This window comes from Pseudomonas sp. p21 (assembly GCF_001642705.1).
In the GTDB taxonomy this organism is placed as follows: Bacteria; Pseudomonadota; Gammaproteobacteria; order Pseudomonadales; family Pseudomonadaceae; genus Aquipseudomonas.
Window position 1 is genome coordinate 50,044 of the sequence record NZ_LWBV01000004.1, and the last position, 26,843, is coordinate 76,886.

Genomic DNA, 26,843 nt, shown 5'->3' on the forward strand with positions numbered 1-26,843 from the left:
TCTTGAGTTTTGAGAGGGTGCGTAAATCGAGCGCCGCCCGCGCGGCGCATCGCGAGCGAAGCTCGCTCCTACATCTGTTTCGGGCCAGTATCGCCTGTGCCAGCGCACGCGACCGCCTTGTTTGTACGACGCGATATCGAGCCATGCGCCAAGGCGTTCGCGCGCAAATCCCACAGGAATAATTGGCCCGAAACAAATGTAGGAGCGAGCTTCGCTCGCGATGCGCCGTGCGGGCGGCGCTCGATCCCACAGGCGCCACACACCCCACGCCAAGCACAAAAAATAAAGCGCCCAGGGACCTTGCACGGCGCCTGCGCGCTAACTACCTTAGCGCCTTTCCAAAACCGCCACGCCTTGCAGGAGCCCTTGTCATGGCCGCCCCCGCCTTTCCTCCCTTCCGCCCGCGGTTCGCAACCGCTGCCACGCTGCTCGGCATGCTCGGGCTGGCCGGCTGCCAGACGGGCGGCTACCAGGACAGCGTGCCACCGACCAGCGGCGTGCAGCCGCTCAAGGGCCTGGCGCAGAACGTCTCGGTACGGCGCAACGCCATGGGCGCGCCACTGATCGAAAGCAGCAGCTTCCATGACGCTCTGTTCAGCCTGGGCTATGTGCACGCCGGCGATCGCATCGAGCAGATGGTCGCCATGCGCCTGCTGGCCCAGGGCCGGCTGGCCGAGCTGGCCGGCAGCGACGCGCTGGACATCGACCGGCTGATGCGCGCGGCCAACCTCAAGCAGAGCGCCGCCCAGCAGTACGCCGATGCCTCGCCACGGCTCAAGCGCTTCTTCGAGGTGTACGCACGCGGGGTCAACGCCTACCTGTTCCGCTACCGCGACAAGCTGCCCGCCGGCCTGGCCAGCAGTGGCTACCGCCCCGAGTACTGGAAGCCCGAAGACTCGGCTCTGATCTTCAGCCTGTACGCCTTCAGCCAGTCGGTGAACCTGCAGGAAGAACTGAGCGCCCTGGCCCTGGCGCAGAAAGCCGGTAGCGACAAACTGGCCTGGCTGCTGCCCGGCGCCCCGGACGAGCCGTTGGCCGAAGCCGAAGTGGACAAGCTCAAGGGCCTGAACCTGGCCAGCCAGTTACCGGGCCTGCCGGCCCTGGCGGCTGCCAGCCAGAAGCTCGCCGACCTCGACCTTCTGGGCAGCCCTGGATCGGCCAACCTGGCCCTGGCGCCGCAGCGCAGCCACAGCGGCAAGAGCCTGCTGGCCAGCGACAGCCGAGCGGCCTGGGCCCTGAGCCCGGTGCAGATCCACACCGGCAAGTACCAGGTCGCCGGCCTGTCGTTGCCCGGCCTGCCGATCGTGTTGGCCGGCTACAACGGCAAGCTGGCCTGGAGCAGCAGCGCGGTCATGGCCGACAACCAGGACCTGTACCTGGAGCAACTGCGCCAGCAGGGTAGCCAGCTGAGCTACCTGGCCGACGGCAAATGGCTGCCGGCCCGCGCCCGTAGCGAAACCTTCTTCGTCCGCGGCCAGCGCCCACTGCGCGAGGTGATGTACGACACTCGCCACGGCACCCTGCTGGCCCAGCCAGGCAATGCCAGCCTGGGCCTGGCGCTGAACCTGCCTCAGTTCAAGGGCGACCGCAGCCTGGATGCACTGTTCGACCTGACCCGGGCCAAGAGCGTGGAGCGTGCCTTCGACAGTACCCGTGAAGTGACCGCCGCCGCCCTCAACTTCATCTTTGCCGAACCCGAGCACATCGGCTGGCAAGTCAGTGGCCGCTACCCAAACCGCCGCGAAGGCCAGGGCCTGCTGCCCTCGCCGGGCTGGGACGGGCGCTACGACTGGGACGGCTATGCCGACCCGATGCTGCATCCTTACGACCAGGACCCGCCCGCCGGCTGGATCGGCCACGCCAACCAGCGCAGCCTGCCGCGTGGCTATGGCATGCAGCTGTCCAGCACCTGGTACTACCCCGAACGCGCCGAACGCCTGGCCCAGCTGGCTGGCAATGGCCGTCACGACAGCCGCAGCCTGATGGCCCTGCAGAACGACCAGACCACCCTGCTGGCCGACAAGCTCAAGCAGATGTTCGACGCCCCCGGCATGGCCCAGCCACTCAAGCAGGCCATCGACGCCCTGCCCGCCGCACAGCGCGACAAGGCGCGCGACGCGCTGGCCCGGCTCAAGGCCTTCGATGGCCGCCTGAGCCCGGTGTCGAGCGATGCCGCATTGTACGAACTGTTCCTCCAGGAAGTGGCCCGGCAAACCTTCCTCGACGACCTGGGCCCGGAATCCGGCCCGGCCTGGCAGGCCTTCGTCAGCAATGCGCGGTTGTCGTTCTCGGCACAGGCAGACCACCTGCTGGGCCGCGACGACAGCCCGTTCTGGGATGACCGCAGCACCCCGCAGAAGGAAGACAAGCCGGCCATCCTGGCCCGCAGCCTGGCTGGCGCAGTGGATGCCGGCACTGCGCAACTGGGTGCCGACCGCCGCGCCTGGCAGTGGGGCCAGCTGCACCAGTACCGCTGGCCGGCACCGGCCTACCACGGCCTGGGCGATACCATCAGCCGCTCGCCGCTGGCTGCCGGTGGCGACTTCACCACCCTGGCCCTGACGCCATACGCCTGGGGCAGTAACTTCGACACCCGCCTGCCGGCCTCGGCACGGATGATCGTCGACTTCGGCCAGGCCGAGCCGTTGCAGGTGCTGACCAGCAGCGGACAGTCCGGTAACCCGGCCAGCACGCATTACAGCGACGGCCTGGACGCCTGGTTCAAGGGGCGCTTCATGAGCCTGCCGCTGCAGCAGCAGAACTTCGGGCGAGCGTATGGCAACCAGCGGCTGACACTAGTACCGGCTCGCTAAGGGTTAAGGTTCCAACTCCTTATCCTCCATCCAGGTCTTTAACCTCCTCTGGACCGCGTGTGCTGTATCGGAACACGCGGTTTCCATTCATTTAGAGGATGTTCGTCATGACCACTGAAACCCTGAAGATCGAAGTCTCCTGGCCAGAAACGCAAGAAATTCCAGATGGCAGCACCATTGAATTACAGCTGTGGGCTGGTAATGAAAATGCGAGCTACAGCATGATCGACGTTGAAATTTGCAAACCGGCAGTTAGCTCGCCGGTCACCTTTGAAGTGCCCGTCAATGTACAGGAACTGCAAATTGAGGACGGTGCCACCAGCTGGGACTACTTCCACACATCCCCCAGGCTGGTGCAGGGAGGGTTGATCAAGAATATTGCCTACGCAGAAAAGATCAGCGTGGCGGAGGCCTTGGCATCCGGCTGGAAAATGTCCTTGCGCTGAACAGTGACTGACTAGTAGCGGCCATCGCCCCTCCCCTTGGTGCGATGGCCGCTGGACAAACCGGTGCAAGAGGCAGATGACCCGGCGACCTTAGCAGGCAATGCACGCCTGCAATAGCCAAGTTGCCTGTACTGGCCGAACACATCCGGAATGAGGCAGACGCGGCAAATCTATGCTTCTATCTGTGTGCCGACCCGTGTCGCAGACCGTTTTCGCCACGCAGCCAGGACCACCATGCACCATTCAACCCACGACCTGCTTTCCCCCGTTCCGGGCGTCACGCGCCAACTGCACAGTTTCCACTTCGGCCCCCGCGGTGGTGGCAAGGTCTATATCCAGGCCTCGCTGCATGCCGACGAGCTGCCCGGCATGCTGGTGGCCTGGCACCTCAAGCGCCACCTGGGCGAACTGGAACAGCAAGGCCGCCTGCAGCGCGAGATCATCCTGGTCCCGGTAGCCAACCCGGTCGGCCTGGAACAGGTGCTGCTGGACGCGCCACTGGGGCGTTTCGAGCTGCAAAGCGGAGAGAATTTCAACCGCAATTTCGTCGATCTGTCAGACAACATCGGCGACCAGATCGAACAGCACCTGACCGATGATCCAGCACACAACCTTGCGCTGATCCGCGAATACCTGCGCCGAGGGCTGGACGCACACCCCGCGCGCACCCCGCTGCAGGCCCAGCGCCTGATTCTGCAACGCCTGGCCTGCGATGCCGACATGGTGCTGGACCTGCACTGCGACTTCGAGGCAGTCGAGCACCTGTACACCACGCCAGACGCCTGGCCGCAAGTCGAACCGCTGGCCCGCTATCTGGGGGCCCAGGCCAGCCTGCTGGCCACCGACTCGGGCGGGCAGTCGTTCGACGAATGCTTCAGCCTGGTCTGGTGGCAATTGCAGCAACGCTTCGGCAAACGTTTCCCGATCCCGCTGGGCTGCTGCTCGGTCACCGTCGAGCTGCGTGGCCAGGCAGATGTCAGCCACGACCTGGCCAGCAAGGACTGCCAGGCGATCCTCGACTTCCTGACCCACGCGGGGGTGATCGAAGGTGCCGCAGCCGCCCTGCCCGCCTTGCGCTGCCCGGCCACGCCGCTGGCCGCCGTCGAACCGGTGATAGCGCCACTGGGGGGGCTGCTGGTGTACCACGCCAAACCGGGGCAGCACCTTGAGGCCGGCCAGCTGATTGCCGAAGTCATCGACCCGCTCAACGACCGGGTGACCGCCGTGCACAACAGCCAGCCCGGCCTGCTGTATGCCCGCAGTGTGCGGCGCATGGCAACTGCCGGCATGGTCATCGCCCATGTCGCCGGCGAGCAGGTATGCCGCAGCGGTTATCTGCTGGGTAACTGATCAGGCAAACCGTTGCAGCGTTGCTCAGGCCACAGGCGCGGGTGGCGGCTCGTCAGGCAGGGTCGGCTCGCCCGGCTCCATGGGTGGTTTTTCACCGGGGTCCGGTGGCTGCGGGTCATCGGGATCTGGCTGGTGAGGTACGCCCCCCGCTTGCATAGGCAGCGGGTACGCCAGCAATGACCATGGCAGCAAACCGACGTGATTGGGCTGCAGGCCAGCCAGCTTGGCACTGATTGCGGGGTGGAGTTTCATTGGCAGCTCCTGGCGAGAGCCGTTGCGCATCATGCGCACCGGCGTTACCCATTGGAGTGCCAAAGGCGCGGGGAAATTCCCCGCGCTCGTCGGCTCAGGTACGCGGCAGGGTGACGCCGCGCTGGCCCTGGTACTTGCCGCCACGGTCCTTGTAAGACACTTCGCATTCTTCGTCGGACTGCAGGAACAGCATCTGTGCCACACCTTCGTTGGCGTAGATCTTCGCCGGCAGCGTGGTGGTGTTGGAGAACTCCAGCGTCACGTGGCCTTCCCACTCGGGCTCGAGCGGGGTGACGTTGACGATGATGCCGCAACGGGCGTAGGTGCTCTTGCCCAGGCAGATGGTCAGCACATCGCGCGGAATGCGGAAATACTCGACGGTGCGCGCCAGGGCGAAGGAGTTCGGCGGGATGATGCACACGTCGCTCTTGATGTCGACGAAACTACCTGCATCGAAGTTTTTCGGGTCGACGGTGGCCGAGTTGATGTTGGTAAACACCTTGAATTCATCGGCGCAGCGCACGTCATAGCCGTAGCTGGAGACGCCGAAGGAGATCACCCGGCTGTCCTGTTCGCCGCGCACCTGGCGCTCGACGAACGGTTCGATCATGCCGTGTTCCTGCGCCATGCGGCGAATCCACTTGTCCGATTTGATGCTCATGGCGGGGTGTCCTGAAGAGTTGCGAGGGGAAAAACCAGACGCGCATCTTACCGGTCCCCGCGCCAGGGTTAAAGTTCCATGCCTCATCCCGCGCCGGGCGGGGGCTGCAGCCGCCGTCGATCCGAATTTGCGTAAAGCGCCTTCTGACCATTGGCAGGTTGCGGAAAGTGGGGTAAGGTGGCGCCACTGTGCTGCACGTGACACCGAGAATCTCTAGTTTGATGCACGATCCTGATCGGCCCATCGCTGAATTTTCTGCTCTCTTTGCGCTCAGTCCCGGCCAGGGTTTTTCCTGACCGTTATCAAATTGTCCAAGGAGACAGAAAAATGTCCAACCGTCAATCCGGTGTTGTTAAGTGGTTCAACGATGAGAAAGGCTACGGCTTCATCACCCCTCAGTCGGGCGACGACCTGTTCGTGCACTTCAAAGCCATCCAAGCTGACGGCTTCAAAACCCTGAAAGAAGGCCAGGCTGTTACTTTCGTCGCTACCCGCGGCCAGAAAGGCATGCAGGCTGAAGAAGTTCAGATCGCCTAAGTCGATCGAAGCTTCCTAGCTTTCAAAAAACCCGCCTTCCGGCGGGTTTTTTTATGCCTGGCTGAAAGACCGAGTCGGCCTCTTCGCGGGTAAACCCGCTCCCACAGGTACAGCGCTGTACCTGTGGAAGCGGGTTTACCCGCGAAGCAGGCGACTCGGTCTGCCAGTCAATCTTCGCTGATGGTAATGCTAGGCATTGCCGGCGTCGCCGCTTCCTGCAGCACGATCCGCGCGCCCACCTGGCGGGCCAGTTCCTGGTAGACCATGGCAATCTGGCTTTCCGGCTCGGCAATCGCCGTCGGCTTGCCGCTATCGGCCTGCTCGCGGATCAGCATCGACAGCGGCAACGACGCCAGCAGGTCGACGCCATACTGGCTCGCCAGCTTCTCGCCACCGCCTTCGCCGAACAGGTGCTCGGCATGGCCGCAGTTCGAGCAGATGTGCACAGCCATGTTCTCCACCACACCCAGCACCGGAATGTTGACCTTGCGGAACATCTCCACGCCCTTCTTGGCGTCCAGCAGGGCCAGGTCCTGCGGGGTGGTGACGATTACCGAGCCGGCCACCGGCACCTTTTGCGCCAGCGTCAGCTGGATGTCACCGGTGCCCGGCGGCATGTCGATCACCAGGTAATCCAGGTCGTCCCAGGCAGTCTGGGTCACCAGCTGCAGCAGCGCGCCGGAAACCATCGGGCCACGCCAGACCATCGGCGTGTTGTCGTCGGTGAGGAACGCCATGGACATGACTTCCACGCCATGGGCCTTGATCGGCACGAACCACTTCTGCTCGCGAATCTGCGGGCGGGTACCTTCGGCGATACCGAACATCACGCCCTGGCTGGGGCCATAGATGTCGGCATCGAGAATGCCCACCCGCGCTCCTTCGCGGGCCAGCGCCAGGGCCAGGTTGGCTGCAGTGGTCGACTTGCCCACACCGCCCTTGCCCGAGGCTACGGCGATGATGTTCTTGACGTTGGCCATGGCCGGCACCTGGGCCTGGGCCTTGTGCGCGGCCACCACGCAGTCGATCGACACCTGGGCACTGCTGACGCCCTCGAGGTTGCCGATGGCGGTCTGCAGCACCTGGGCCCAGCCGTTCTTGAACAGCCCTGCGGCATAACCCAGCTGCAACTGCACGCTAACCTGCCCGCCCTGGATATCGATCGCGCGCACGCAGCCGGCGCTGACCGGGTCCTGGTTCAGGTAGGGGTCGGTGTACTGGCGAAGCACGCCTTCGACGGCGGCACGGGTGACGGCACTCATGGAGACTCCCATTGGCAAACTGAATGTGAAACAGACGCCTATCCTAACCCGTCAATCGTCAGCAGATGCTTCTGCTGGGTGAAATATATTCGCCAGCCCTTTATAGTTGCCGATCAACCTCATTTTTACCCCGTCGCCAGATAAGTAGCCGAGCCACCATGTCCGAGCCACGCCAGATTCTCGTCACCAGCGCCCTGCCCTATGCCAATGGATCGATCCATCTTGGCCATATGCTGGAGTACATCCAGACGGACATGTGGGTGCGCTTCCAGAAGCTGCGCGGCAACCAGTGCATCTACGTCTGCGCCGACGACGCCCACGGTTCGGCCATCATGCTGCGCGCCGAGAAGGAAGGCATCACCCCGGAACAGCTGATCGCCAATGTCCAGGCCGAGCACAGCAGCGACTTCGCCGACTTCCTGGTGGATTTCGACAACTTCCACTCCACCCACAGCGAAGAGAACCGCGAGCTGTCGGGCCTGATCTACACGCGCCTGCGTGAAGCCGGGCATATCGCCACCCGTTCGGTGACCCAGTACTTCGACCCGGAAAAGGGCATGTTCCTCGCCGACCGCTTCATCAAGGGAACCTGCCCCAAGTGCGCGGCCGAAGACCAGTACGGCGACAACTGCGAAAAATGCGGCGCCACCTATGCGCCCACCGAGCTGAAGAACCCCAAGTCGGCAATCTCCGGTGCCACCCCGGTACTGCGTGATTCCCAGCACTTCTTCTTCAAGCTGCCGGACTTCCAGGCCATGCTGCAGCAGTGGACCCGTAGCGGCACGCTGCAGGACGCAGTAGCCAACAAGCTGGCCGAATGGCTCGATTCGGGCCTGCAGGAATGGGACATCTCCCGCGACGCGCCATACTTCGGCTTCGAAATCCCGGGCGAGCCAGGCAAGTACTTCTACGTGTGGCTGGACGCGCCGATCGGCTACATGGCGAGCTTCAAGAACCTCTGCGCACGCCGCCCGGAGCTGGACTTCGACGCGTTCTGGAACGAAGGCTCCAAGGCCGAGCTGTACCACTTCATCGGCAAGGACATCGTCAACTTCCACGCCCTGTTCTGGCCTGCCATGCTCGAAGGCGCCGGCTTCCGCAAGCCGAGCGCGGTCAACGTGCACGGCTACCTGACCGTGAATGGCGCCAAGATGTCCAAGTCGCGCGGCACCTTCATCAAGGCCCGCACCTACCTCGACCACCTGCAGCCGGAATACCTGCGTTACTACTACGCGGCCAAGCTGGGCCGTGGCGTCGATGACCTGGACCTGAACCTGGAAGACTTCGTGCAGAAGGTCAACTCCGACCTGGTCGGCAAGGTGGTCAACATCGCCAGCCGTTGCGCCGGTTTCATCCACAAGGGCAACGAAGGCGTGATGGTGGCTGGCGATGCCGCACCGGAGCTGACCGAAGCATTCCTGGCGGCCGCACCGTCGATCGCCGACGCCTATGAAGGCCGCGACTTCGGCCGTGCCATGCGCGAAATCATGGCGCTGGCCGACCGTGCCAACGCCTGGATCGCCGACAAGGCCCCATGGTCGCTGGCCAAGCAGGAAGGCAAGCAGGATGAAGTGCAGGCCATCTGCGCCCAGGGCATCAACCTGTTCCGCCAGTTGGTGATCTTCCTCAAGCCGGTGCTACCCGTGCTGGCTGCAGACGCCGAGGCCTTCCTCAACGTGGCCCCGCTGACCTGGAACGACCACCTGTCGCGCCTGGAAAACCACCAGCTGAACCCGTTCAAGGCGCTGATGAGCCGCATCGAGCCGGCCAAGGTCGAAGCCATGGTCGCTGCCAGCAAGGAAGACCTGCTGGCCGCCGAAGCCAAGGCCCCGGCCGGCAACGGCGAGCTGGCCAAGGACCCACTGTCGGCGGAAATCGAATTCGACACCTTCGCTGCCGTCGACCTGCGCGTGGCGCTGATCGTCAAGGCCGAAGCCGTACCGGGTGCCGACAAGCTGCTGCAACTGACCCTGGATATCGGTGACGAGCGCCGCAACGTGTTCTCCGGCATCAAGTCGGCCTATCCCGACCCGTCCCAGCTGGAAGGCCGCCTGACCATGATGGTGGCCAACCTCAAGCCACGGAAGATGCGCTTTGGCGTCTCCGAAGGCATGGTCATGGCGGCCGGCCCTGGCGGTGAAGAGATTTACCTGCTGAGCCCGGACAGCGGAGCCAAGCCGGGCCAGCGCATCAAGTAACAAAACCTGCTGGACCTTGTGGGAGCGGGCGTGCCCGCGAAACGGACTACGCGGTGCATGGCACCGGCGTTGCCGGTGTTCGCGGGCACGCCCGCTCCCACAATGACTCCGGAACCCGGACAATCGCCCCGATTCCCGGCTATCGTCATTTCATGAGCGACTACATCCTGGTCCTGGTCAGCGCTGCGCTGGTCAATCACCTGTGCCTGCAACAACAGCCACTCCCCAGGCTGCACCTGCACCTGCACGGCCTTGCCTGCGCACTGTGCATTGCCTTGGGCGTGATCGGCGCACAGCTACTGTTGCGCGTGGTGCTGGCCCCGTTGCAAGCCCAGGACCTAGCCCTGTTCCTGTTGTTGCCCTGGCTGGCAGTGCTTGCCTGGAGCGTGCCATGGCTGCTGACAAGATGGCGCCCGACCTGGCCGGTGACGCAGCTGCCCGCGCTGCTGTTGAACAACGCGGCAGTGCTGGGGCTCACCCTGCAACAGGCAAACGACGACAGCACATGGTTCGCCACGCTGCTGCAAGGGGTGCTGGCCGGCTGTGGCTTCTGGCTGGCGTTGGCGTTGTTCGCCGACCTGCGCCAGCGCAGCGCCCATGCCGAAGTGCCCGGGGCGCTGCGCGGCCTGCCCATCGAACTGCTCGGTGCCGGCGTGATGGCCATGGCGTTTTCCGGCTTCAACGGGTTGTTCGCCCAATGACCACCAAACCCGACCCGCGGCTACGCACCAGCATGGGCCTTGTGTTGCTGGCCTGCGTGCCTGGCTTGCTGACGCTGTTCTGGTTGCATGGCTGGAGTCTGCTGCTGAACCTGTTGCTGAGCGCCAGTGCCGCGCTGCTGTGCGAGGCGTTGTTGCTCACCTTGCGAGCACAACCGCTGCGCATGGCGCTGAACGACGGCAGCGCGCTGGTGACCGCCGTGCTGTTGACTGCCGCCCTGCCCACCCTGGCGCCGTGGTGGTTGCCGGTGGTGGCTGCCAGTGTTGCCATCGGCATCGGCAAACAGGCCTTTGGCGGGGTCGGGCGCAACCTGTTTAACCCGGCCATGGTCGGCTACGCCTTCGTGCTGCTGAACTTCCCGTTGCAGATGAACCATTGGCCAGGGCCGGCACCTGGTCTGCTCGACAGCCTGCAGCAGGTGTTCGCCGGCAGCGAGCAGATCGATGCCTGGGCCCGGCCGACACTGCTCGACAGCCTGCGCCACAACCGCAGCCTGACCATCGATGAACTGTTCGCCAGCCACCCGGGCTTCGGCAGCATCGGTGGGCGGGGCAGCGAATGGGTCAACCTGGCGTTCCTGCTGGGCGGCCTGTTCCTGCTGCAGCGCAAGGTGATCAGCTGGCATGCGCCGGCTGGTTTGCTGGCAGGGCTGCTCCTGTTCAGCCTGCTGGGCTGGAATGGCTCTGGTTCGGACTCAAACGGCTCACCCCTGCTGCACCTGTTCTCAGGCTCGACCATGATGGCGGCGTTCTTCATTGCCACCGAACCGGTGTCCGGCCCCCGGCAGGAGTGGGCGAAGCTGGGGTTCGGCCTGGGAGCGGGCCTGCTGATCTACCTGATCCGCACCTGGGGCAGCTACCCGGACGGTACGGCGTTCGCCATCCTGCTGATGAACCTCATGGCGCCGAGCCTCGAACGCCTGGCCTTGCAGCGCCAGCAGGTTGCCCGATGAAGCGCCTGGTACGTGATGCGGGCCTGCTGCTGCTGACCGCAGCACTGGCGCTGTCGGCCACCCTGGCCTGGCGGCACTGGACCAGTACGGCCATCGCCGACGCCGAGAAACAACTGAATAGCCGCCAGCGGCTGGCGGTGCTGCCAGAAGGCAGTTACGACAACCAGCCACTGGACAACCCGCTGCCCATGCCCGCAGCACAGCGGCCAAACAGCCGTATCGTGGCAGCTTACCGTGCCACGCTGGCGGGCAAACCGACCGCTATCATCCTGGTCACCCAGGCCCAGGGCTATGCCGGGCCGATCGTGCTGAGCGTGGCCATCGCCGCGGACGGACGGCTGATCGGCAGCCAGGTGGTCGAGCAACAGGAAAGCCCTGGGCTGGGCGCACGCCTGGGTGATCCGCAGGTGAACTGGTTGGGGCAATTTGCCAACCGCCAGTTGGGCGATCACTGGGCGCTGAAGCGCGACCAGGGCGACTTTGACCAGTTGGCCGGCGCAACCGTGACCTCACGGGCAGTGATCGGCGCGCTGCAGGAGGCGCTAAGCTATTTCGATGAGCAGCGCAGCATGCTGGTGGAGGGCGCCACGCATGAATAGGGTCTACCTGCTGGGCGCAAGCCTCGTGCCCCTGCTGGGCGCCACCCGAACACTGGGCGAAAGCGCCACCATCGGCGCGTGCGCGGTGCTGATGAGCAGCCTTCACCAGCTGTTGCTGGCGCCCTTGCGCAATCGGCTCGCCACCTGGGCCTATGTGCTGGCCAGCCTGCTGCTGCTGGCGGCCCTGGCCAGTTGCCTGCAACTGGCCCTGCGTGCCTGGCTACTGCCAACGGCTCTCGCCCTCGGCCACTATCCCGCACTGCTATGCCTGCAATGCCTGGCCACTGACCACCTGCTGCCCGATCAAGGGCGCTGGCGCCTGCTCGCCAGCCACCTTTGTGCGCTGTTTGCCACCTGCCTGCTGCTCGGTGCCAGCCGCCAATGGCTTACCGACGGTGCCAGCCTGCATCTGGCCAGCATGGCCCCCGGCGCCTTGCTACTGCTCGGACTGCTGTTGGCCTTGTACAATCGCCTGCGTCCGGGCTCCGCCCAACCACGTCGTCAAGGAAAGCTCTGATTTCATGAATGCCGCCAAACGCCTGGAGATCTTTCGCAGGCTGCACGAAGACAATCCCGACCCGAAGACCGAACTGGCCTACACCACGCCGTTCGAACTGCTGGTCGCCGTGACACTGTCCGCGCAGTCCACCGATGTCGGCGTCAACAAGGCCACCGCCCGTCTGTTCCCGGTCGCCAACACCCCCGAGGCCATCTATGCCCTGGGCGTCGAAGGCCTGAGCGAGTACATCAAGACCATTGGTTTGTACAACAGCAAGGCCAAGAACGTCATCGAAGCCTGCCGGCTGCTGATCGAGCACCATGGCAGCCAGGTGCCGCAAACCCGCGAAGCCCTGGAAGCACTGCCCGGCGTGGGCCGCAAGACCGCCAACGTAGTGCTCAACACGGCGTTCCGCCAGCCGACCATGGCGGTGGATACCCATATCTTCCGGGTCAGCAACCGCACAGGCATTGCGCCAGGCAAGACGGTGCTGGAAGTGGAGAAGAAGCTGATCAAGTTCGTACCAAAAGATTACCTGCTCGACGCCCACCACTGGCTGATCCTGCACGGGCGCTATGTGTGTCAGGCACGCAAGCCACGGTGCGGCAGTTGCCGGATCGAAGACTTGTGCGAGTACAAGCACAAGACCTCCGACGATTGAGTCGATAGCTGGAAACCACCTGAGACGATTGAAAAAATCTTTTTTACCAGCGTCAGCTTTCTGGTTATAAGGACGGCCAATGGCCCCTTGGCTTGGAGCGACTCATGAGTAGCGATAAAGACGACCTGTCGATCGAAGATGATTTTGTTGCCGCAGAGGATGAAGCGGAACCCCAGGTGGAAACCGCAAAGACCAACCTGAGCAAACGCCGCACCATCGACAATATGCTGGAAGAAAGGCGTCTGCAGAAGCAGCTGGCCGACTTCGACTACGATCTGTAGCCCGGGACCTGCAGCCTTGGCAAAGCCTCCTGACAGGAGGCTTTACGGCCTTGGCGGTCAGTTCAACCCTTGCCGTTGCGCCAGCTCGATCAGGTCGACCAGCGAGCGCGCGTTGAGCTTGAGCAGCAGGCGCGACTTGTAGGTACTGACCGTCTTGTTGCTGAGGAACATGCTGTCGGCAATCTCCTTGTTCGAACGCCCTCGTGCCAGTTGTTGCAACACTGTCATCTCGCGTGCCGAGAGGCGGTTGACCATATCCGTCTCACTCCCGCCTCCCCTGCCACGTGACGGATGCAGAGCCTGGTTGGGGAAGTAGCTGTAGCCCGACAATACGGCCTTGATGGCGCTCAGCAGCTCGGTGAGCTCCTGTTGCTTGCACACATACCCCGCCGCCCCCGCCTGCATGCAGCGCATCGAGAAGTTGCCAGGGGGCTGCGATGTCAGCACCAGCACCTTGCTGCCCGGGCTGAAGGTCGCCATGCGGGTGATCACCTCCAGGCCATCCAGTTTGGGGATACCGATATCGAGCACCACGATATCCGGCAGGTGTTGCCGTGTCAGCTGCAGTGCAGCCACCCCGTTGTCGGTCTCCGCCACGACGTCATACCCATGCCGCTCCATCAGCATGCGTACGGCCAAGCGTATGACCGGATGATCATCTACGATAAGCACTTTATTCATGCGATATCCATTCATTGTTTTTGCTTTGGTTCGCCAAGATAACCGACAGAACGCTGGCTGGCGCGGTGATTTACCGGCGAAATACATGAGCAGATAAAACCTACAGCACTTACAGAAATTTCCTACACACAACTGCTGCAGTTGTAACAATCAAACTCCTTATTACCGGAATGAACGGTATCACCCGCCTGCAAAGGTGCACCAGTTGAAAACCGACCATTACCTGAGGAATTATCCAATTCAAACACGCTGAACAAACAGGGCTGTCAGGCTTTCGGGCGATTATTCCTCACCCGGGAAACTATCCAGTCTTTAGTTGAGCATCGCTGTAAGGTAATGATGGGCAAAATCGCTGGAGACGGCCCATATGCCCCAATCACAACCTGTCGCCCCACTGACGATCATTGCCATCTTCGCGGGGATTATCGAAGCCTCTGCCCTTGCCACACTGCCGTTTCTCAGCGAGTCCAGCCAAAATCTCTATACCTGGTTCCTGGTGGGCTTCCCGTTTTTCCTGACGGCACTGTTCTTCCTCACGCTCAACTTCAATTACAAGTCCTTCTACAGCCCGTCACCAAACAGAACGGCAAACGACAACACGCCAACATTGATCGCTCAGGCCAAACCTGCAATGCCCAGTGATGCCGGCGAAGCGCTACAGGGCGAGCCTGTCACGTTCATGTTTTCCGGCCCCGATGCCAATCGCATGATGGAGCAACAAATGCTGCTCACCCTTGCCCAACCGCCTCTGCCAGCGCGCACCTGGCGCTTTTGCAACCTGGATAAACGCCAATGCGCACAACTGTCGATCAGCGTGCTTGAGGGTCAGATAAAGAACGACGGCCATTGAATGCCCAAGCTTTCCACAGGCATAAAAAAACCCCGGTCTGGGCCGGGGTTTTTACTGCACATGCCAGCGATCAGAGCAGCGAGCGGCCCTTGTTGGCAGCAATGCGCATACGCAGGGCGTTGAGCTTGATGAAGCCGGCAGCATCCGCCTGGTTGTAGGCGCCGCCATCTTCCTCGAAGGTGGCGATGTTGGCATCGAACAGCGAATCGTCCGACTTGCGGCCAACCACGGTGACGTTGCCCTTGTACAGTTTCAGGCGTACCACGCCGTTCACGTTGACCTGCGAAGCGTCGATCATCTGCTGCAGCATCAGACGCTCCGGGCTCCACCAGTAACCGGTGTAGATCAGGCTGGCGTACTTCGGCATCAGCTCATCCTTCAGGTGAGCGACTTCGCGGTCCAGGGTGATCGACTCGATGGCACGGTGGGCCTTGAGCATGATGGTGCCACCAGGGGTCTCGTAGCAGCCACGCGACTTCATGCCGACATAACGGTTCTCGACGATGTCCAGACGGCCGATACCGTTGGCACCACCGATACGGTTCAGGTCGGCCAGGACGGTGGCCGGGGTCTTCTCGACGCCGTCGATGGCAACGATGTCACCGTTGCGGTAGGTCAGCTCGATGTAGGTGGCCTGGTCCGGGGCGTTCTCGGGCGAGACGCTCCAGCGCCACATGTCTTCTTCGTGCTCGGTCCAGGTATCTTCCAGGACACCGCCTTCGTAGGAGATATGCAGCAGGTTGGCGTCCATCGAGTACGGCGACTTCTTCTTGCCGTGGCGCTCGATCGGGATGCCGTGCTTCTCGGCGTAGTCCATCAGTTTCTCGCGGGACAGCAGGTCCCACTCACGCCATGGGGCGATGACCTTGACGCCTGGTTTCAGGGCGTATGCCCCCAGTTCGAAACGCACCTGGTCGTTACCTTTGCCAGTGGCGCCATGGGAAATGGCGTCAGCGCCGGTTTCATTGGCGATTTCGATCAGGCGCTTGGCGATCAGCGGACGGGCGATGGAGGTACCCAGCAGGTACTCGCCCTCGTAGACGGTGTTGGCGCGGAACATCGGGAACACGAAATCACGTACGAATTCTTCGCGCAGGTCGTCGATGTAGATCTCTTTAACGCCCATTGCCTGGGCCTTGGCACGGGCCGGCTCGACCTCTTCGCCCTGACCCAGGTCAGCGGTGAAGGTCACCACTTCGCAGTTGTAGGTATCCTGCAGCCACTTGAGAATCACCGAAGTATCAAGGCCGCCGGAATACGCCAGTACGACCTTTTTTACGTCCGCCATGCCATCACTCCACGGGGTTGTACGGAAAGGGATCGATTCTAACGACGTTGCGGATAAATTTACAGTGGGGCGACAGCTTCTGACGACAAAGCGACAGGAACTTTCGGAAGGGCGACGGGGGGATTTTTGGGGTATATCCAGGCAACAGAGTGCATGCCTCAAGATGGTATCAGGGCCCCAAGGTGTATGCCTTAATGCCTTCAGCGCCTATGAGATCGAGCGCCGCGCGGGCGGCGCTCGGTCTCACAGGCGCCGAAAATGTTGTGGCGGACACCTGTAGGCCCTGATGCAATCACCTGCCATGCACCAGGCGGTCAACCCGACTCAGGGCGCCTTCGCCCCCGGCGCGGCAGCAGCCGGGCTGGCTGGCGCTGGCGTCGGAGCAGCAGGCGCTGCCTGCTCAACCGGCTTCTCCACCGGTTTCTCAACCACCGCCACCCGATCCAGTTCAATATTCACCCGACGATTACGTGCCCGGTTGGCAGCACTGTTGTTCTTCGCCAACGGATAACGCTCACCATGAAAACGCACGGTAATCTGCTCTTCCGGGACGCCCTGGGCCTTGAGGTAGTCGGCCACGGCCAGTGCCCGGCGGCGCGACGTGTCGCGATTGGTCAGGCGGTTGCCGCTGTTGTCGGAGTGGCCGTTGAGCTCGACATGGTTCACCGTCGGGTCGGCTTTCATGTAGTCGAGGATCACATCCAGCCGCGCCTTGGCCGCGCCATCCAGCTCGATACCTCCCCCGGGGAAGCCCACCTGGGTCTGGCGCACCTGGTCGTAGTTCATCGGCAGCAGCTTGCCGGCACAGGCCTGGTAGTCGCTGTAGGCCTTGGCGAAACTGACCGGCAGCACACGCACTTCCATCGGCCTGCCCGCCTCGCCGGCGTAATTGCGCACCACCGTGCTGCGCCCGTCGAGCAGGCCGTTGATCAGGCGGCTGGCCTGGCCCTGGGACGAACTGAACAACACCCCGGTGCGGGCCATGCGCACGCTGCCCAGGTTGATGTCGCTGCGCCCGGGTTGCCACGGCGCAGCGGCTGCCAGCAAAGTGGCCGTTCCCGCTCCCAGTACGTTGCTGTCCGAGCGCAGCTGGAACACCGGCTGCTCGCCCGCGCGGCGTACGAACTCACCACTGCCAAAACCGTCGATCGGCTGGATCAGCCGGCATTCGAACTGGTCCCCCTCGACCTTCCAGGCAATGTTCTCCATGCGCGTCTGGAAAGTCAGTGCGCCGGCCGGCAGGCTGGCGAACAGGGTCAACAGGGCTAGGTAACGCTGGCGCACGGGCGGCTCCACAAATTCTGACGGCTTACCTGCAGGCTATCGGGCGCCTGCCGGAAAACTTGATAGCCGTGCTCCACCCAGGGTTTTCCGGTAGCATTGGGGCTTGAGTTCGACCCGCCTGGAATCCCCAATGTCCGATCGCCTGACCCTCCTGCGTCCCGACGACTGGCACATCCATCTGCGCGATGGTGCCGTCCTGCCCCACACCGTTGGCGACGTGGCGCGTACTTTCGCCCGTGCCATCATCATGCCCAACCTGGTTCCGCCGGTGCGCAATGCCGCCGAGGCTGGCGCCTACCGTGAGCGTATCCTGGCAGCCCGCCCGGCCGGCAGCCGCTTCGAACCGCTGATGGTGCTTTACCTCACCGACCGCACCAGCCCCGAGGACATCCGCGCGGCCAAGGCCAGCGGCTTCGTGTACGCCGCCAAGCTATACCCGGCCGGAGCCACCACCAATTCCGACTCGGGCGTGACCAGCATCGACAACATCTTCCCGGCCATCGAAGCGCTGGCAGAAGTTGGCATGCCGCTACTGGTGCATGGCGAAGTGACCCGCAGCGAAATCGACGTCTTCGACCGCGAGAAGCGCTTCATCGACGAGCACATGCGCCGTGTGGTCGAGCGCTTCCCGACGCTGAAAGTGGTGTTCGAGCACATCACCACCAGCGATGCCGCGCAGTTCGTCACCGAGGCCCCGGCCAACGTTGGCGCGACCATCACTGCCCAGCACCTGCTGTACAACCGCAACCACATGCTGGTTGGCGGCATTCGCCCGCACTTCTACTGCCTGCCGATCCTCAAGCGCAATACCCACCAGGTGGCACTGCTGGACGCCGCCACCAGCGGCAACCCGAAGTTCTTCCTGGGTACCGACTCGGCTCCCCACGCCCGTCATGCCAAGGAAGCTGCCTGCGGTTGCGCCGGTTGCTACACCGCCTACGCGGCCATCGAGATGTACGCCGAAGCATTCGAGCAGCGCAACGCGCTGGACAAGCTGGAAGGCTTCGCCAGCCTGCACGGCCCGGCCTTCTATGGCCTGCCAGCGAACACCGACACCATTACCCTGGTCCGCGAAGAATGGACCGCCCCGGACAGCCTGCCGTTTGGCGAGCAGACCGTGGTCCCGCTGCGCGCCGGCGAAAAACTGCGCTGGCGCCTGCTGGAGGAAAACGCGTGAGCGAAGACCTCTACGAAGACGACCTGGACACCCAGGGCAGCAGCGGCTCGCGCCACCCGATGGCCGAGCGCTTCCGCGGCTACCTGCCGGTGGTGGTGGACGTGGAGACCGGTGGCTTCAACAGCGCCACCGATGCCCTGCTGGAAATTGCCGCCGTCACCATCGGCATGGACGAAAAGGGCTTCCTGTTCCCCGAGCACACCTACTTCCACCGGGTGGAGCCGTTCGAAGGCGCCAACATCGAGCCGGCCGCGCTGGAGTTCACCGGGATCAAGCTGGACCATCCACTGCGCATGGCGGTAAGCGAGGAAAGCGCGCTGACCGACATCTTCCGTGGCGTACGCAAGGCGCTCAAGGCCAATGGCTGCAAGCGGGCAATCCTGGTCGGGCACAACAGCAGCTTCGACCTGGGTTTCCTCAATGCGGCGGTGACGCGCAACGATCTGAAGCGCAACCCGTTCCACCCGTTCTCCAGCTTCGACACCGCCACCCTGGCGGGCCTGGCCTATGGCCAGACCGTGCTGGCGCGGGCCTGCCAGAGCGCCGACATCGACTTCGACGGGCGTGAGGCGCACTCGGCGCGTTACGACACCGAGAAGACGGCCGAGCTGTTCTGCGGCATCGTCAACCGCTGGAAAGAGATGGGCGGCTGGCGCGATTTCAACGATTGATCTGCAAAAGCATTCGCGGGCAAGCCCGCGAAGAGGCCGGCACAGAACGGCAAAAAAAAAACCGGCCACCAGGGCCGGTTTTTTCATGCACGCGGCAATTACAGCTTGCCAGCGTTCTCGCTCAGGTAGGCAGCAACACCTTCTGGCGAAGCGTTCATGCCTTTGTCGCCTTTTTTCCAGTTGGCAGGGCAGACTTCACCGTGCTCTTCGTGGAACTGCAGGGCGTCGACCAGGCGCAGCAGCTCGTCCATGTTGCGGCCCAGTGGCAGGTCGTTGACGATCTGCGAACGGACAACACCGTTGGTGTCGATCAGGAAGGCGCCACGGAAGGCCACGCCGCCTTCGGACTCGACGTCGTAGGCCTTGCAGATTTCGTGGGTCATGTCGGCAGCCAGGGTGTACTTGACCTGGCCGATACCGCCGTTGTTGACCGGGGTGTTACGCCAGGCGTTGTGGGTGAAGTGCGAGTCGATCGACACGCCGATCACTTCCACGTTGCGCGCCTGGAAGTCAGGGATGCGGTTGTCCAGGGCGATCAGCTCAGACGGGCAGACGAAGGTGAAGTCCAGCGGGTAGAAGAACACCAGGCCGTACTTGCCCTTGATGGCCGAAGCCAGGTTGAAGCTGTCGACGATCTCGCCATTGCCCAGCACGGCCGGAACGGTGAAATCGGGGGCTTTCTTACCAACGAGTACGCTCATTGTAATCTCCTGATGAGGGTGAAAAACCGTTTGCCGGGCCAGACGGGCTTGCCCGACATCCAACAAAGGCCGACCATCATACACGGCTTCTGATGACAGGCCGACTCCAACGACAAAGCAACCGCCGGTCGCTCAAGCACGGCCCTTCCAGAAACTCCTTTGACAAGCATTCTCATTAACATTAAGCTCCACCCCATCGAGCCCACCAACGATGGTCAGCCTTTATGTATGTGTGTCTTTGTGTCGGCGTTACCGACGGACAGATCCGCGATGCGATCTATGAAGGATGCTGCAGCTACAAGGAAGTGCGAGCCGCGACCAATGTCGCCAGCCAGTGTGGTAAATGTGCCTGCGTGGCCAAGCAGGTGGTCCGCGAGACCCTGACCGAGCTTCAGGTCAGCCAGGCAGCCCTGCCCTACCCTGTGGAATTTACCGCGGCCTGAAAACCCAGAATTCAAAGAACCGGACTCAGCGTCCGGTTTTTTTATGCCCGAAATTCAATAAGTTAGCGCTCCAACGCGGTTCACAAACATTCTTATTTCCATTAATTTTCACTTATTATTCAAGAACTTAGGTTTGACACACCTATGTATCGGGCTCAAACTTCCCTGTATTGGCACATTTCTACAGGGCAGGAACCCGACATGAAAGGCGACGTAAGCGTCATCCAGCATCTCAACAAGATCCTCGGAAACGAGCTGGTCGCGATCAACCAGTACTTCCTGCACGCACGCATGTACGAAGATTGGGGCCTGAACAAACTCGGCAAGCACGAGTACAAGGAATCCATCGACGAGATGAAGCACGCTGACAAACTGATCAAGCGTATTCTCTTCCTCGAAGGCATCCCCAACGTCCAGGACCTGGGCAAGCTGCTGATTGGCGAGCACACCAAAGAGATGCTCGAATGCGACCTGAAGATCGAACAGAAAGGCCTGGCCGACCTGAAAGCAGCCATCGCTCATTGCGAAACCGCTGGCGACTTCGGCTCGCGTGACATGCTCGAAGATATCCTCGAGTCCGAAGAAGAACACATCGACTGGCTGGAAACCCAGCTGGGGCTGATCGACAAGATCGGTATCGAGAACTACCTGCAGTCGCAGATGGGCGAAGAATAAATATTCGCCCCATGAAAAAACCCGCGATCAGCGGGTTTTTTCATGCTTGCCGGAAAATCAGGCCTCGGAAGCCTTGGCCTTGGCAGCCGCTTCCTTGATCAGGGTTTGCAGCTCACCCTTCTCGAACATTTCCAGCATGATGTCGCTGCCGCCGACCAGTTCACCGGCTACCCACAGCTGCGGGAAGGTCGGCCAGTTGGCGTATTTTGGCAGGTTCGCGCGGATTTCCGGGTTCTGCAGGATGTCGACGTAGGCGAACTTCTCGCCACAACCCATCACGGCCTGCGATGCACGCGCAGAGAAGCCACACTGCGGGGCATTCGGCGAGCCTTTCATGTAAAGCAGAATGGTGTTGTTGGCAATCTGCTCTTTGATCGTTTCGATGATATCCATGTAGCACCTCGGCTGAACTTTCCGACGCGGTCGTCGGCACGGTGACGCATTGTAACGGAAAGCCGAGCAGCATGCTCGGCCTTACCGTTCCTTACGCGGCCTCTACCTGCACGGGTACGCCATTGAGGGCGGCATTGCCGGAAACCTGGTCACGCAGGCGCTCATCGGTGAGGTCGTTGGCGCTCACGCCAGGTTGCGCCTGGGCAATCTGCATACGCACGCCCTGGCGAGAATGACCGAAGCCATGGGGCAGGCTGACCACACCCGGCATCATGTCCTCGCAGGCCTGTACCTCGACTTCAAGGTCCCCGGTACGCGAGCGGATACGAACCCGCTGGCCGTCCTGCAACTGCCGCTGCTGCAGGTCTTGCGGGTGCATCAACAACTGATGTCGCGATTTGCCTTTCACCAGACGATGGAAATTATGCATCCACGAGTTGTTGCTGCGGACATGGCGGCGGCCAATCAGCAGCAGTTCTCCCGGCGTCGGGGGGGCTTGTTGCGCCAGCCTGCGCAGGTCGTCCAGCAACACCTGCGGCGCCGCTTCGACAGCCTTGCTGGCAGTCGTCAGCCGTGCAGCGAGGTTGGCGCGCAGTGGCCCCAGGTCAAGGCCATGCGGGTGCTCGTCCAGCACTGCCAGCGACAACTGCCAGGGCGTCGCTTCACCATAGCGCCCCTTGCGCAGGGCCAGGTCGATCATCTGCGCTGGCGCCCAGGTCGGTTTCAACTCCAGCCCGGCGCGCCTGGCAAACGCTTGTGCCAGCCCAACGAAAATCTCCCAGTCATGCAGTGCCCCTTCGGGCTTGGCCAGGATCGCCCGGTTGAAACGCGTCACGTTGCGCACGGCCAGCAGGTTGAACGTGCTGTCGTAATGGTCGTTCTCCAGCGCCGAGGTAGAAGGCAGGATCAGGTCGGCATGGCGGGTGGTTTCGTTGATGTACAGGTCGATGCTGAGCATGAATTCCAACCCCTCCAGCGCCATATCCAGCTGGCGGCCGTTGGGCGTGGACAGCACGGGATTGCCGGCCACCGTCACCAGGGCACGCACCTGCCCTTCGCCGGGCGTCAGCACTTCCTCGGCCAAAGCCGCCACGGGCAGTTCGCCGCCGTACTCGGGTAACCCCGACACACGGCTCTGCCAGGCGTTGAAATGGCCACCCGAGGTGGTCGCCACCAGGTCAACTGCAGGCTCGGTGCACAACGCGCCGCCTTCACGGTCAAGGTTGCCGGTCACCAGGTTGATCAGTTGCACCAGCCAATGGCAAAGGGTGCCGAAGGCCTGGGTCGAAACCCCCATGCGGCCATAGCACACAGCCTTGTCGGCCGCGGCGAAGTCCCGTGCCAGCTGGCGAATGTCTGCCGCAGCAATGCCACAATGCGGGCTCATGGCCTCTGCGCTGAATGGCGCGATCGCTTCGCGTACCTGCTGCAGGCCGGTGACCGGCAAGTGCGAGCCGCGCGCCAGGCCTTCAGCGAACAGGGTGTTGAGCAAGCCACACAACAAGGCCGCATCCCCTCCAGGGCGGATGAACAGGTGACTGTCGGCCATGGCCGCCGTTTCGCTGCGCCGCGGGTCCACCACCACCAGGCGCCCGCCCCGGGCGCGCAGGGCTTTCAGGCGCTTTTCCACGTCCGGCACGGTCATGATGCTGCCATTGGAGGCCAGTGGGTTGCCGCCAAGGATCAGCATGAAACCGGTCTGGTCGATGTCCGGGATCGGCAGCAGCAGGCCATGGCCGTACATCAAGTGGCTGACCAGGTGCTGCGGCAACTGGTCCACCGAGGTGGCAGAAAAACGGTTGCGGGTTTTCAGCAGGCCCAGGAAGTAGTTGCTGTGGGTCATCAAACCGTAGTTGTGCACGCTCGGGTTGCCTTGGTACACCGCCACGGCATTGCGCCCATGGGCCTGCTGAATCGCCCACAGCCTGTCGGCGGCCAGGGCAAAGGCCTCATCCCAGCCGATGGCGTGCCAGTGCTCGCCCACCCGCTTGTGCGGCTGGCGCAGGCGGTCGGGGTCGTTCTGGATGTCCTGCAGGGCCACGGCCTTTGGGCAGACATGACCACGGCTGAACGGGTCCTGGGGGTCGCCCTTGATCGAACTGATCAGCGCCCGCCCATCGTCGTCATGGCTGACTTCGATATTCAGCCCACAGATCGCTTCGCACAGGTGACAGGCACGGTGATGCAGGGTCTTGGTCATGGCCGCCTCTGCCTTGTTGTCGTAGAGATTGTTGTGAAGAGTTGTCGAACATCGACTATGCACCCAGCCCCCACCACCGGCCAGCGCGCTTCGCGGCGTGAATCCACCGACATCAGGCACACGATTTGCGACAGCCATTTGCCAAATTGCCAGCAAGCCGTGTACAACCCTCTGTAGCAAATAAAAAACAGCACAGCCCGTCGGGTAAAGACACCCTTTGCAACACCCTTTGGTATTGGGCAGCTGTTTCCCCTCTTGGCTTCAGGCGACATTTACTTATAGTATTGCGCCTTTCCCTATTTCGTCCGCCCCCGTGCGGCTTACGCCGCAGGTCACTCCCGTTGTCAAAAAAAACCATACGGTCGACCTGCATACCGTTGCAGATAAGGTAGTCAATCATGAGCGCTAGGCACTTTCTCTCCCTGCTGGACTTCACCACCGACGAATTGCTCGGTGTGATCCGCCGCGGCATCGAGCTGAAGGACCTGCGCAAGCGAGGCGTGCTGTTCGAGCCCCTGAAGAACCGCGTGCTGGGCATGATCTTCGAGAAGTCCTCGACCCGTACCCGAGTGTCGTTCGAGGCCGGCATGATCCAGCTCGGCGGCCAGGCCATCTTCCTGTCCCCGCGCGACACCCAGCTGGGCCGTGGCGAGCCGATCGGCGACAGCGCCATCGTGCTGTCGAGCATGCTCGACGTGGTGATGATCCGTACCCACGCCCACAGCACCCTGACCGAATTCGCCGCCAACTCGCGTGTGCCGGTGATCAACGCCCTGTCCGACGAGTCGCACCCGTGCCAGCTGCTGGCCGACATGCAGACCTTCCTCGAACACCGCGGCTCGATCCAGGGCAAGACCGTGGCCTGGATCGGCGACGGCTTCAACATGTGCAACTCGTACATCGAGGCGGCCAGGCAGTTCGACTTCCAGCTGCGCATCGCCTGCCCCGAAGGCTACGAGCCGGACCCACGCTTCATGGCCATTGGCGGTGACCACGTGCAGATCGTGCGCGACCCGAAGGAAGCCGTGCGCGGTGCCCACCTGGTGACCACGGATGTCTGGACTTCCATGGGCCAGGAGGAGGAAACTGCACGGCGCCTGGCGCATTTCGCGCCTTACCAGGTCACCCGCGAACTGCTCGACCTGGCGGCACCCGACGCCCTGTTCATGCACTGCCTGCCAGCCCACCGTGGTGAGGAAATCAGCCATGACCTGCTCGACGACCCACGTTCGGTCGCCTGGGACCAGGCTGAAAACCGCCTGCATGCACAGAAGGCCCTTCTCGAATTCCTTGTAGAACCGGCTTACCACCACGCATGAGTCAACCCCTACTGCTCAACCTGCGCAACCTCGCCTGCGGCTATGGCGACCAGCGCATCGTCCAGAACCTCAATCTGCACCTGAACGCAGGCGACATCGGTTGCCTGCTGGGCTCATCCGGTTGCGGCAAGACCACCACCCTGCGTGCCATCGCCGGTTTCGAGCCGGTGCACGACGGCGAGATCCAGCTGGCGGGCGAGGTCATTTCCCGCGCCGGCTTCACCCTGGCCCCGGAAAAACGCCGTATCGGCATGGTGTTCCAGGACTACGCGCTGTTCCCGCACCTGACCGTGGCGCAGAACGTTGCATTCGGCATCACCAAGCACCCGCGCCAGGCCGAGGTCATCGAAGAGATGCTCGAGCTGGTCAAGCTGGGTGGCCTGGGCGGGCGCTACCCGCACGAACTGTCCGGCGGCCAACAGCAACGGGTCGCCCTGGCCCGTGCGCTGGCACCGGAGCCGCAACTGCTGCTGCTCGACGAGCCATTCTCCAACCTCGACGTGGAGCTGCGCCGGCGCCTGAGCCATGAAGTGCGCGACATCCTCAAGAGCCGTGGCACCAGCGCCATCCTGGTGACCCATGACCAGGAAGAAGCCTTTGCCGTCAGCGACCAGGTCGGCGTGTTCAAGGAAGGCCGCCTGGAACAGTGGGACACGCCCTACAACCTTTACCACGAGCCGCAGACGCCGTTCGTGGCCAGCTTCATTGGCCAGGGGTATTTCATCCGTGGGCAGATGAGCAGCCACGAGGCAGTCAATACCGAGCTGGGTGAACTGCGCGGCAACCGTGCCTACATCATGGCGCCGGGCAGCTCGGTGGATGTGCTGCTGCGCCCTGACGATATCGTCCACGCACCGGGCAGCGCGCTGCAGGCGAACATCGTCGGCAAGAGCTTCCTTGGTGCATCGACCTTGTACCGCCTGCAGTTGCCGACCGGCAGCCAGCTGGAGGCGATTTTCCCTAGCCATGACGACCATCAGGTCGGTGAGGATGTGGGGATTGCGGTAAAGGCCGATCACCTGGTGCTGTTCCCGGTACCGGGTAGCGTGGCGGCGCAGTTGCCGCGGCAGGAAAACGGCGTGCGTCGATACAGTTCGGCAACCTGATTCAAAATCCTGGGGCCGCTTTGCGGCCCTTTCGCGACACAAGGCCGCTCCCACAGGTACAGCGCAACACTCACGGGCGGCGTTGTACCTGTGGGAGCGGCCTTGTGTCGCGAAAGGGCTGCAAAGCAGCCCCGAAAATTCTCAGCCCCGCCCGATCCCGGCAAACTTGCCCTGGGTATGCTCGGCCAATACCGCTGCCGCCAACTCCACCTCCAGCCCACGCCGCCCGGCGCTGACATGGATGGTTGCAAAGCTCTGTGCCGAGTCATCGATAAAGGTGCGCAGGCGCTTCTTCTGTCCCAACGGGCTGATCCCTCCCACCAGGTACCCCGTGGCCCGCTGCGCCGCCGCCGGGTCGGCCATCTCGCACTTTTTCACCCCGGCAGCATGGGCCAGGGCCTTGAGGTCCAGCGTGCCCACCACAGGCACCACCGCCACCAGCAACTCTCCCTTCTCGCTGCTCGCCAGCAAGGTCTTGAACACCTGCTGCGGGTCGAGACCGAGCTTTTCCGCAGCCTCAAGACCATATGACGCCGACTTGGGGTCATGCTCGTAACTGTGCACACGATGCTCGGCGCGGTGCTTCTTCAACAGGTCTAGGGCGGGGGTCATGCAGGGGCTCCGGTCGGGGACGGCTCGGTGGCTACTTTAGGATAATTCCCACATCGCAGCCAGCGCACCGCAACCGCACCCCTCTAGTACGCGGATCCGCACCGAATATCAGCAGACAGATCGTGACCGACCGTTCACTTTCGACCTTTGACATCAGCGTTTCTTGTCTATATTTTTTCGTTTCTGAATAAATGGTGCACTTTTAGGGTGCA

General features: G+C 62.6%; 28 protein-coding genes. 18 read left to right on the forward strand and 10 right to left on the reverse strand.

The features are described from left to right. The first annotated feature begins 371 nt into the window (after positions 1 to 371). The 3 genes from A4C63_RS13700 to A4C63_RS13710 all read left to right on the forward strand — a co-directional run bounded on the left by A4C63_RS13700 (position 372) and on the right by A4C63_RS13710 (position 4,609). On the forward strand, positions 372 to 2,813 hold the full coding sequence (locus A4C63_RS13700; protein WP_063913125.1) for a penicillin acylase family protein: 2,442 nt from the start codon (positions 372 to 374) through the stop codon (positions 2,811 to 2,813). Between the two features lie 107 nt (positions 2,814 to 2,920). After that, positions 2,921 to 3,259 (forward strand): hypothetical protein, encoded by a 339-nt coding sequence (locus A4C63_RS13705; RefSeq protein ID WP_063913126.1) that lies wholly within the window; start codon positions 2,921 to 2,923, stop codon positions 3,257 to 3,259. 234 nt (positions 3,260 to 3,493) lie between these two features. Further along, on the forward strand, positions 3,494 to 4,609 hold the full coding sequence (locus tag A4C63_RS13710; protein ID WP_063913127.1) for a succinylglutamate desuccinylase/aspartoacylase family protein: 1,116 nt from the start codon (positions 3,494 to 3,496) through the stop codon (positions 4,607 to 4,609). 24 nt (positions 4,610 to 4,633) lie between these two features. Here A4C63_RS13710 and A4C63_RS13715 read toward each other — a convergent pair whose 3' ends face one another. Both A4C63_RS13715 and dcd read right to left on the reverse strand, forming a co-directional pair. Then, the gene (locus A4C63_RS13715; RefSeq protein ID WP_063913128.1) at positions 4,634 to 4,861 is read right to left on the reverse strand and encodes a hypothetical protein; all 228 of its coding nucleotides are present in this window, start codon (positions 4,859 to 4,861) and stop codon (positions 4,634 to 4,636) included. A gap of 94 nt (positions 4,862 to 4,955) precedes the next feature. After that, entirely contained in the window at positions 4,956 to 5,522 is a 567-nt protein-coding gene (gene dcd, locus A4C63_RS13720) for a dCTP deaminase (protein ID WP_003258001.1), read from the reverse strand. Between the two features lie 327 nt (positions 5,523 to 5,849). Here dcd and A4C63_RS13725 point away from each other — a divergent pair, with 327 nt between their 5' ends. Further along, on the forward strand, positions 5,850 to 6,059 hold the full coding sequence (locus tag A4C63_RS13725) for a cold-shock protein (protein ID WP_003254922.1): 210 nt from the start codon (positions 5,850 to 5,852) through the stop codon (positions 6,057 to 6,059). 167 nt (positions 6,060 to 6,226) lie between these two features. Here A4C63_RS13725 and apbC read toward each other — a convergent pair whose 3' ends face one another. Next, positions 6,227 to 7,321 carry an iron-sulfur cluster carrier protein ApbC gene (gene apbC / locus A4C63_RS13730; protein WP_063913129.1) on the reverse strand — a complete coding sequence of 365 codons (1,095 nt, stop codon included), beginning with the start codon at positions 7,319 to 7,321 and terminating at the stop codon, positions 6,227 to 6,229. A gap of 158 nt (positions 7,322 to 7,479) precedes the next feature. Between apbC and metG the strand changes: the two genes are divergently transcribed. From metG to A4C63_RS26570, 7 genes are all read left to right on the forward strand, one after another. After that, entirely contained in the window at positions 7,480 to 9,519 is a 2,040-nt protein-coding gene (gene metG, locus A4C63_RS13735; protein WP_063913130.1) for a methionine--tRNA ligase, read from the forward strand. A gap of 152 nt (positions 9,520 to 9,671) precedes the next feature. Beyond that, positions 9,672 to 10,220: an Rnf-Nqr domain containing protein gene (locus A4C63_RS13740; RefSeq protein WP_063913131.1), complete on the forward strand. Its 549-nt coding sequence runs from the start codon at positions 9,672 to 9,674 to the stop codon at positions 10,218 to 10,220. Beyond that, complete coding sequence (locus A4C63_RS13745; RefSeq protein WP_063913132.1) at positions 10,217 to 11,191, forward strand: RnfABCDGE type electron transport complex subunit D; 975 nt, start codon at positions 10,217 to 10,219, stop codon at positions 11,189 to 11,191. The genes A4C63_RS13740 and A4C63_RS13745 overlap by 4 nt, the downstream gene beginning before the upstream one ends. Next, positions 11,188 to 11,790 (forward strand): RnfABCDGE type electron transport complex subunit G, encoded by a 603-nt coding sequence (locus A4C63_RS13750; protein ID WP_063913133.1) that lies wholly within the window; start codon positions 11,188 to 11,190, stop codon positions 11,788 to 11,790. Before A4C63_RS13745 ends, A4C63_RS13750 begins: the two co-directional genes overlap by 4 nt. Continuing rightward, positions 11,783 to 12,307 (forward strand): Rnf-Nqr domain containing protein, encoded by a 525-nt coding sequence (locus A4C63_RS13755; RefSeq protein ID WP_063913134.1) that lies wholly within the window; start codon positions 11,783 to 11,785, stop codon positions 12,305 to 12,307. The genes A4C63_RS13750 and A4C63_RS13755 overlap by 8 nt, the downstream gene beginning before the upstream one ends. A gap of 4 nt (positions 12,308 to 12,311) precedes the next feature. Continuing rightward, positions 12,312 to 12,950: an endonuclease III gene (gene nth, locus A4C63_RS13760; RefSeq protein WP_063913135.1), complete on the forward strand. Its 639-nt coding sequence runs from the start codon at positions 12,312 to 12,314 to the stop codon at positions 12,948 to 12,950. A gap of 104 nt (positions 12,951 to 13,054) precedes the next feature. Continuing rightward, positions 13,055 to 13,231: a PA3496 family putative envelope integrity protein gene (locus tag A4C63_RS26570; RefSeq protein WP_172827525.1), complete on the forward strand. Its 177-nt coding sequence runs from the start codon at positions 13,055 to 13,057 to the stop codon at positions 13,229 to 13,231. 57 nt (positions 13,232 to 13,288) lie between these two features. Here A4C63_RS26570 and A4C63_RS13765 read toward each other — a convergent pair whose 3' ends face one another. Continuing rightward, the gene (locus A4C63_RS13765; RefSeq protein WP_063913136.1) at positions 13,289 to 13,912 is read right to left on the reverse strand and encodes a response regulator transcription factor; all 624 of its coding nucleotides are present in this window, start codon (positions 13,910 to 13,912) and stop codon (positions 13,289 to 13,291) included. 367 nt (positions 13,913 to 14,279) lie between these two features. Between A4C63_RS13765 and A4C63_RS13770 the strand changes: the two genes are divergently transcribed. Continuing rightward, complete coding sequence (locus tag A4C63_RS13770) at positions 14,280 to 14,762, forward strand: hypothetical protein (protein WP_063913137.1); 483 nt, start codon at positions 14,280 to 14,282, stop codon at positions 14,760 to 14,762. A 70-nt stretch (positions 14,763 to 14,832) separates the two neighbouring features. Here A4C63_RS13770 and A4C63_RS13775 read toward each other — a convergent pair whose 3' ends face one another. Further along, a complete protein-coding gene (locus A4C63_RS13775; protein WP_013973956.1) occupies positions 14,833 to 16,050 on the reverse strand; it encodes an argininosuccinate synthase in 1,218 nt (405 codons plus the stop codon). 324 nt (positions 16,051 to 16,374) lie between these two features. Continuing rightward, positions 16,375 to 17,334 carry an OmpA family protein gene (locus A4C63_RS13780; protein WP_063913138.1) on the reverse strand — a complete coding sequence of 320 codons (960 nt, stop codon included), beginning with the start codon at positions 17,332 to 17,334 and terminating at the stop codon, positions 16,375 to 16,377. A gap of 130 nt (positions 17,335 to 17,464) precedes the next feature. On the opposite strand from A4C63_RS13780, the gene pyrC reads away from it, so the two are divergent. Together pyrC and rnt are read left to right on the forward strand one after the other, a co-directional pair. Then, a complete protein-coding gene (gene pyrC / locus A4C63_RS13785; RefSeq protein WP_046614753.1) occupies positions 17,465 to 18,511 on the forward strand; it encodes a dihydroorotase in 1,047 nt (348 codons plus the stop codon). 59 nt (positions 18,512 to 18,570) lie between these two features. Then, complete coding sequence (gene rnt / locus A4C63_RS13790; protein WP_243434194.1) at positions 18,571 to 19,182, forward strand: ribonuclease T; 612 nt, start codon at positions 18,571 to 18,573, stop codon at positions 19,180 to 19,182. Between the two features lie 98 nt (positions 19,183 to 19,280). Here rnt and A4C63_RS13795 read toward each other — a convergent pair whose 3' ends face one another. Next, positions 19,281 to 19,883 (reverse strand): peroxiredoxin, encoded by a 603-nt coding sequence (locus A4C63_RS13795; protein ID WP_003254945.1) that lies wholly within the window; start codon positions 19,881 to 19,883, stop codon positions 19,281 to 19,283. Positions 19,884 to 20,107: 224 nt separating this feature from the next. Here A4C63_RS13795 and A4C63_RS13800 point away from each other — a divergent pair, with 224 nt between their 5' ends. Both A4C63_RS13800 and bfr read left to right on the forward strand, forming a co-directional pair. Beyond that, the gene (locus tag A4C63_RS13800; protein ID WP_003254947.1) at positions 20,108 to 20,326 is read left to right on the forward strand and encodes a bacterioferritin-associated ferredoxin; all 219 of its coding nucleotides are present in this window, start codon (positions 20,108 to 20,110) and stop codon (positions 20,324 to 20,326) included. A gap of 201 nt (positions 20,327 to 20,527) precedes the next feature. Beyond that, the gene (gene bfr, locus A4C63_RS13805; RefSeq protein ID WP_063913140.1) at positions 20,528 to 21,001 is read left to right on the forward strand and encodes a bacterioferritin; all 474 of its coding nucleotides are present in this window, start codon (positions 20,528 to 20,530) and stop codon (positions 20,999 to 21,001) included. 57 nt (positions 21,002 to 21,058) lie between these two features. On the opposite strand, the gene grxD is transcribed toward bfr, so the two are convergent. Together grxD and A4C63_RS13815 are read right to left on the reverse strand one after the other, a co-directional pair. Then, the gene (grxD, locus tag A4C63_RS13810; protein WP_003254949.1) at positions 21,059 to 21,394 is read right to left on the reverse strand and encodes a Grx4 family monothiol glutaredoxin; all 336 of its coding nucleotides are present in this window, start codon (positions 21,392 to 21,394) and stop codon (positions 21,059 to 21,061) included. Between the two features lie 91 nt (positions 21,395 to 21,485). Next, positions 21,486 to 23,594 (reverse strand): molybdopterin-dependent oxidoreductase, encoded by a 2,109-nt coding sequence (locus A4C63_RS13815; RefSeq protein ID WP_063913141.1) that lies wholly within the window; start codon positions 23,592 to 23,594, stop codon positions 21,486 to 21,488. Positions 23,595 to 23,992: 398 nt separating this feature from the next. Between A4C63_RS13815 and argF the strand changes: the two genes are divergently transcribed. Together argF and A4C63_RS13825 are read left to right on the forward strand one after the other, a co-directional pair. Continuing rightward, the gene (gene argF / locus A4C63_RS13820) at positions 23,993 to 24,913 is read left to right on the forward strand and encodes an ornithine carbamoyltransferase (protein ID WP_013973960.1); all 921 of its coding nucleotides are present in this window, start codon (positions 23,993 to 23,995) and stop codon (positions 24,911 to 24,913) included. Continuing rightward, positions 24,910 to 26,019 (forward strand): ABC transporter ATP-binding protein, encoded by a 1,110-nt coding sequence (locus A4C63_RS13825; RefSeq protein ID WP_063913142.1) that lies wholly within the window; start codon positions 24,910 to 24,912, stop codon positions 26,017 to 26,019. The genes argF and A4C63_RS13825 overlap by 4 nt, the downstream gene beginning before the upstream one ends. Before the next feature lie 141 nt (positions 26,020 to 26,160). On the opposite strand, the gene ybaK is transcribed toward A4C63_RS13825, so the two are convergent. Next, positions 26,161 to 26,631, reverse strand: coding sequence for a Cys-tRNA(Pro) deacylase (gene ybaK, locus A4C63_RS13830; RefSeq protein ID WP_063913143.1), 471 nt, complete (start codon positions 26,629 to 26,631; stop codon positions 26,161 to 26,163). Between the last annotated feature and the right edge of the window lie 212 nt (positions 26,632 to 26,843).

What these genes read in the sequence shown, in the direction of transcription:
- nth (WP_063913135.1), top strand. Translation starts at nt 12,312, where the DNA reads ATGAATGCCGCCAAACGCCTGGAGATCTTTCGCAGGCTGCACGAAGAC.
- argF (WP_013973960.1), top strand. Translation starts at nt 23,993, where the DNA reads ATGAGCGCTAGGCACTTTCTCTCCCTGCTGGACTTCACCACCGACGAA.
- A4C63_RS13710 (WP_063913127.1), top strand. Translation starts at nt 3,494, where the DNA reads ATGCACCATTCAACCCACGACCTGCTTTCCCCCGTTCCGGGCGTCACG.
- A4C63_RS13715 (WP_063913128.1), bottom strand. Translation starts at nt 4,861, where the DNA reads ATGAAACTCCACCCCGCAATCAGTGCCAAGCTGGCTGGCCTGCAGCCC.
- bfr (WP_063913140.1), top strand. Translation starts at nt 20,528, where the DNA reads ATGAAAGGCGACGTAAGCGTCATCCAGCATCTCAACAAGATCCTCGGA.
- A4C63_RS13815 (WP_063913141.1), bottom strand. Translation starts at nt 23,594, where the DNA reads ATGACCAAGACCCTGCATCACCGTGCCTGTCACCTGTGCGAAGCGATC.
- A4C63_RS13740 (WP_063913131.1), top strand. Translation starts at nt 9,672, where the DNA reads ATGAGCGACTACATCCTGGTCCTGGTCAGCGCTGCGCTGGTCAATCAC.
- A4C63_RS13770 (WP_063913137.1), top strand. Translation starts at nt 14,280, where the DNA reads ATGCCCCAATCACAACCTGTCGCCCCACTGACGATCATTGCCATCTTC.
- A4C63_RS13725 (WP_003254922.1), top strand. Translation starts at nt 5,850, where the DNA reads ATGTCCAACCGTCAATCCGGTGTTGTTAAGTGGTTCAACGATGAGAAA.
- A4C63_RS13775 (WP_013973956.1), bottom strand. Translation starts at nt 16,050, where the DNA reads ATGGCGGACGTAAAAAAGGTCGTACTGGCGTATTCCGGCGGCCTTGAT.
- A4C63_RS13750 (WP_063913133.1), top strand. Translation starts at nt 11,188, where the DNA reads ATGAAGCGCCTGGTACGTGATGCGGGCCTGCTGCTGCTGACCGCAGCA.
- ybaK (WP_063913143.1), bottom strand. Translation starts at nt 26,631, where the DNA reads ATGACCCCCGCCCTAGACCTGTTGAAGAAGCACCGCGCCGAGCATCGT.
- A4C63_RS13795 (WP_003254945.1), bottom strand. Translation starts at nt 19,883, where the DNA reads ATGAGCGTACTCGTTGGTAAGAAAGCCCCCGATTTCACCGTTCCGGCC.
- apbC (WP_063913129.1), bottom strand. Translation starts at nt 7,321, where the DNA reads ATGAGTGCCGTCACCCGTGCCGCCGTCGAAGGCGTGCTTCGCCAGTAC.
- A4C63_RS13745 (WP_063913132.1), top strand. Translation starts at nt 10,217, where the DNA reads ATGACCACCAAACCCGACCCGCGGCTACGCACCAGCATGGGCCTTGTG.
- A4C63_RS13705 (WP_063913126.1), top strand. Translation starts at nt 2,921, where the DNA reads ATGACCACTGAAACCCTGAAGATCGAAGTCTCCTGGCCAGAAACGCAA.
- A4C63_RS13765 (WP_063913136.1), bottom strand. Translation starts at nt 13,912, where the DNA reads ATGAATAAAGTGCTTATCGTAGATGATCATCCGGTCATACGCTTGGCC.
- A4C63_RS13700 (WP_063913125.1), top strand. Translation starts at nt 372, where the DNA reads ATGGCCGCCCCCGCCTTTCCTCCCTTCCGCCCGCGGTTCGCAACCGCT.
- A4C63_RS26570 (WP_172827525.1), top strand. Translation starts at nt 13,055, where the DNA reads ATGAGTAGCGATAAAGACGACCTGTCGATCGAAGATGATTTTGTTGCC.
- A4C63_RS13800 (WP_003254947.1), top strand. Translation starts at nt 20,108, where the DNA reads ATGTATGTGTGTCTTTGTGTCGGCGTTACCGACGGACAGATCCGCGAT.
- rnt (WP_243434194.1), top strand. Translation starts at nt 18,571, where the DNA reads ATGGCCGAGCGCTTCCGCGGCTACCTGCCGGTGGTGGTGGACGTGGAG.
- A4C63_RS13825 (WP_063913142.1), top strand. Translation starts at nt 24,910, where the DNA reads ATGAGTCAACCCCTACTGCTCAACCTGCGCAACCTCGCCTGCGGCTAT.
- metG (WP_063913130.1), top strand. Translation starts at nt 7,480, where the DNA reads ATGTCCGAGCCACGCCAGATTCTCGTCACCAGCGCCCTGCCCTATGCC.
- grxD (WP_003254949.1), bottom strand. Translation starts at nt 21,394, where the DNA reads ATGGATATCATCGAAACGATCAAAGAGCAGATTGCCAACAACACCATT.
- A4C63_RS13755 (WP_063913134.1), top strand. Translation starts at nt 11,783, where the DNA reads ATGAATAGGGTCTACCTGCTGGGCGCAAGCCTCGTGCCCCTGCTGGGC.
- dcd (WP_003258001.1), bottom strand. Translation starts at nt 5,522, where the DNA reads ATGAGCATCAAATCGGACAAGTGGATTCGCCGCATGGCGCAGGAACAC.
- pyrC (WP_046614753.1), top strand. Translation starts at nt 17,465, where the DNA reads ATGTCCGATCGCCTGACCCTCCTGCGTCCCGACGACTGGCACATCCAT.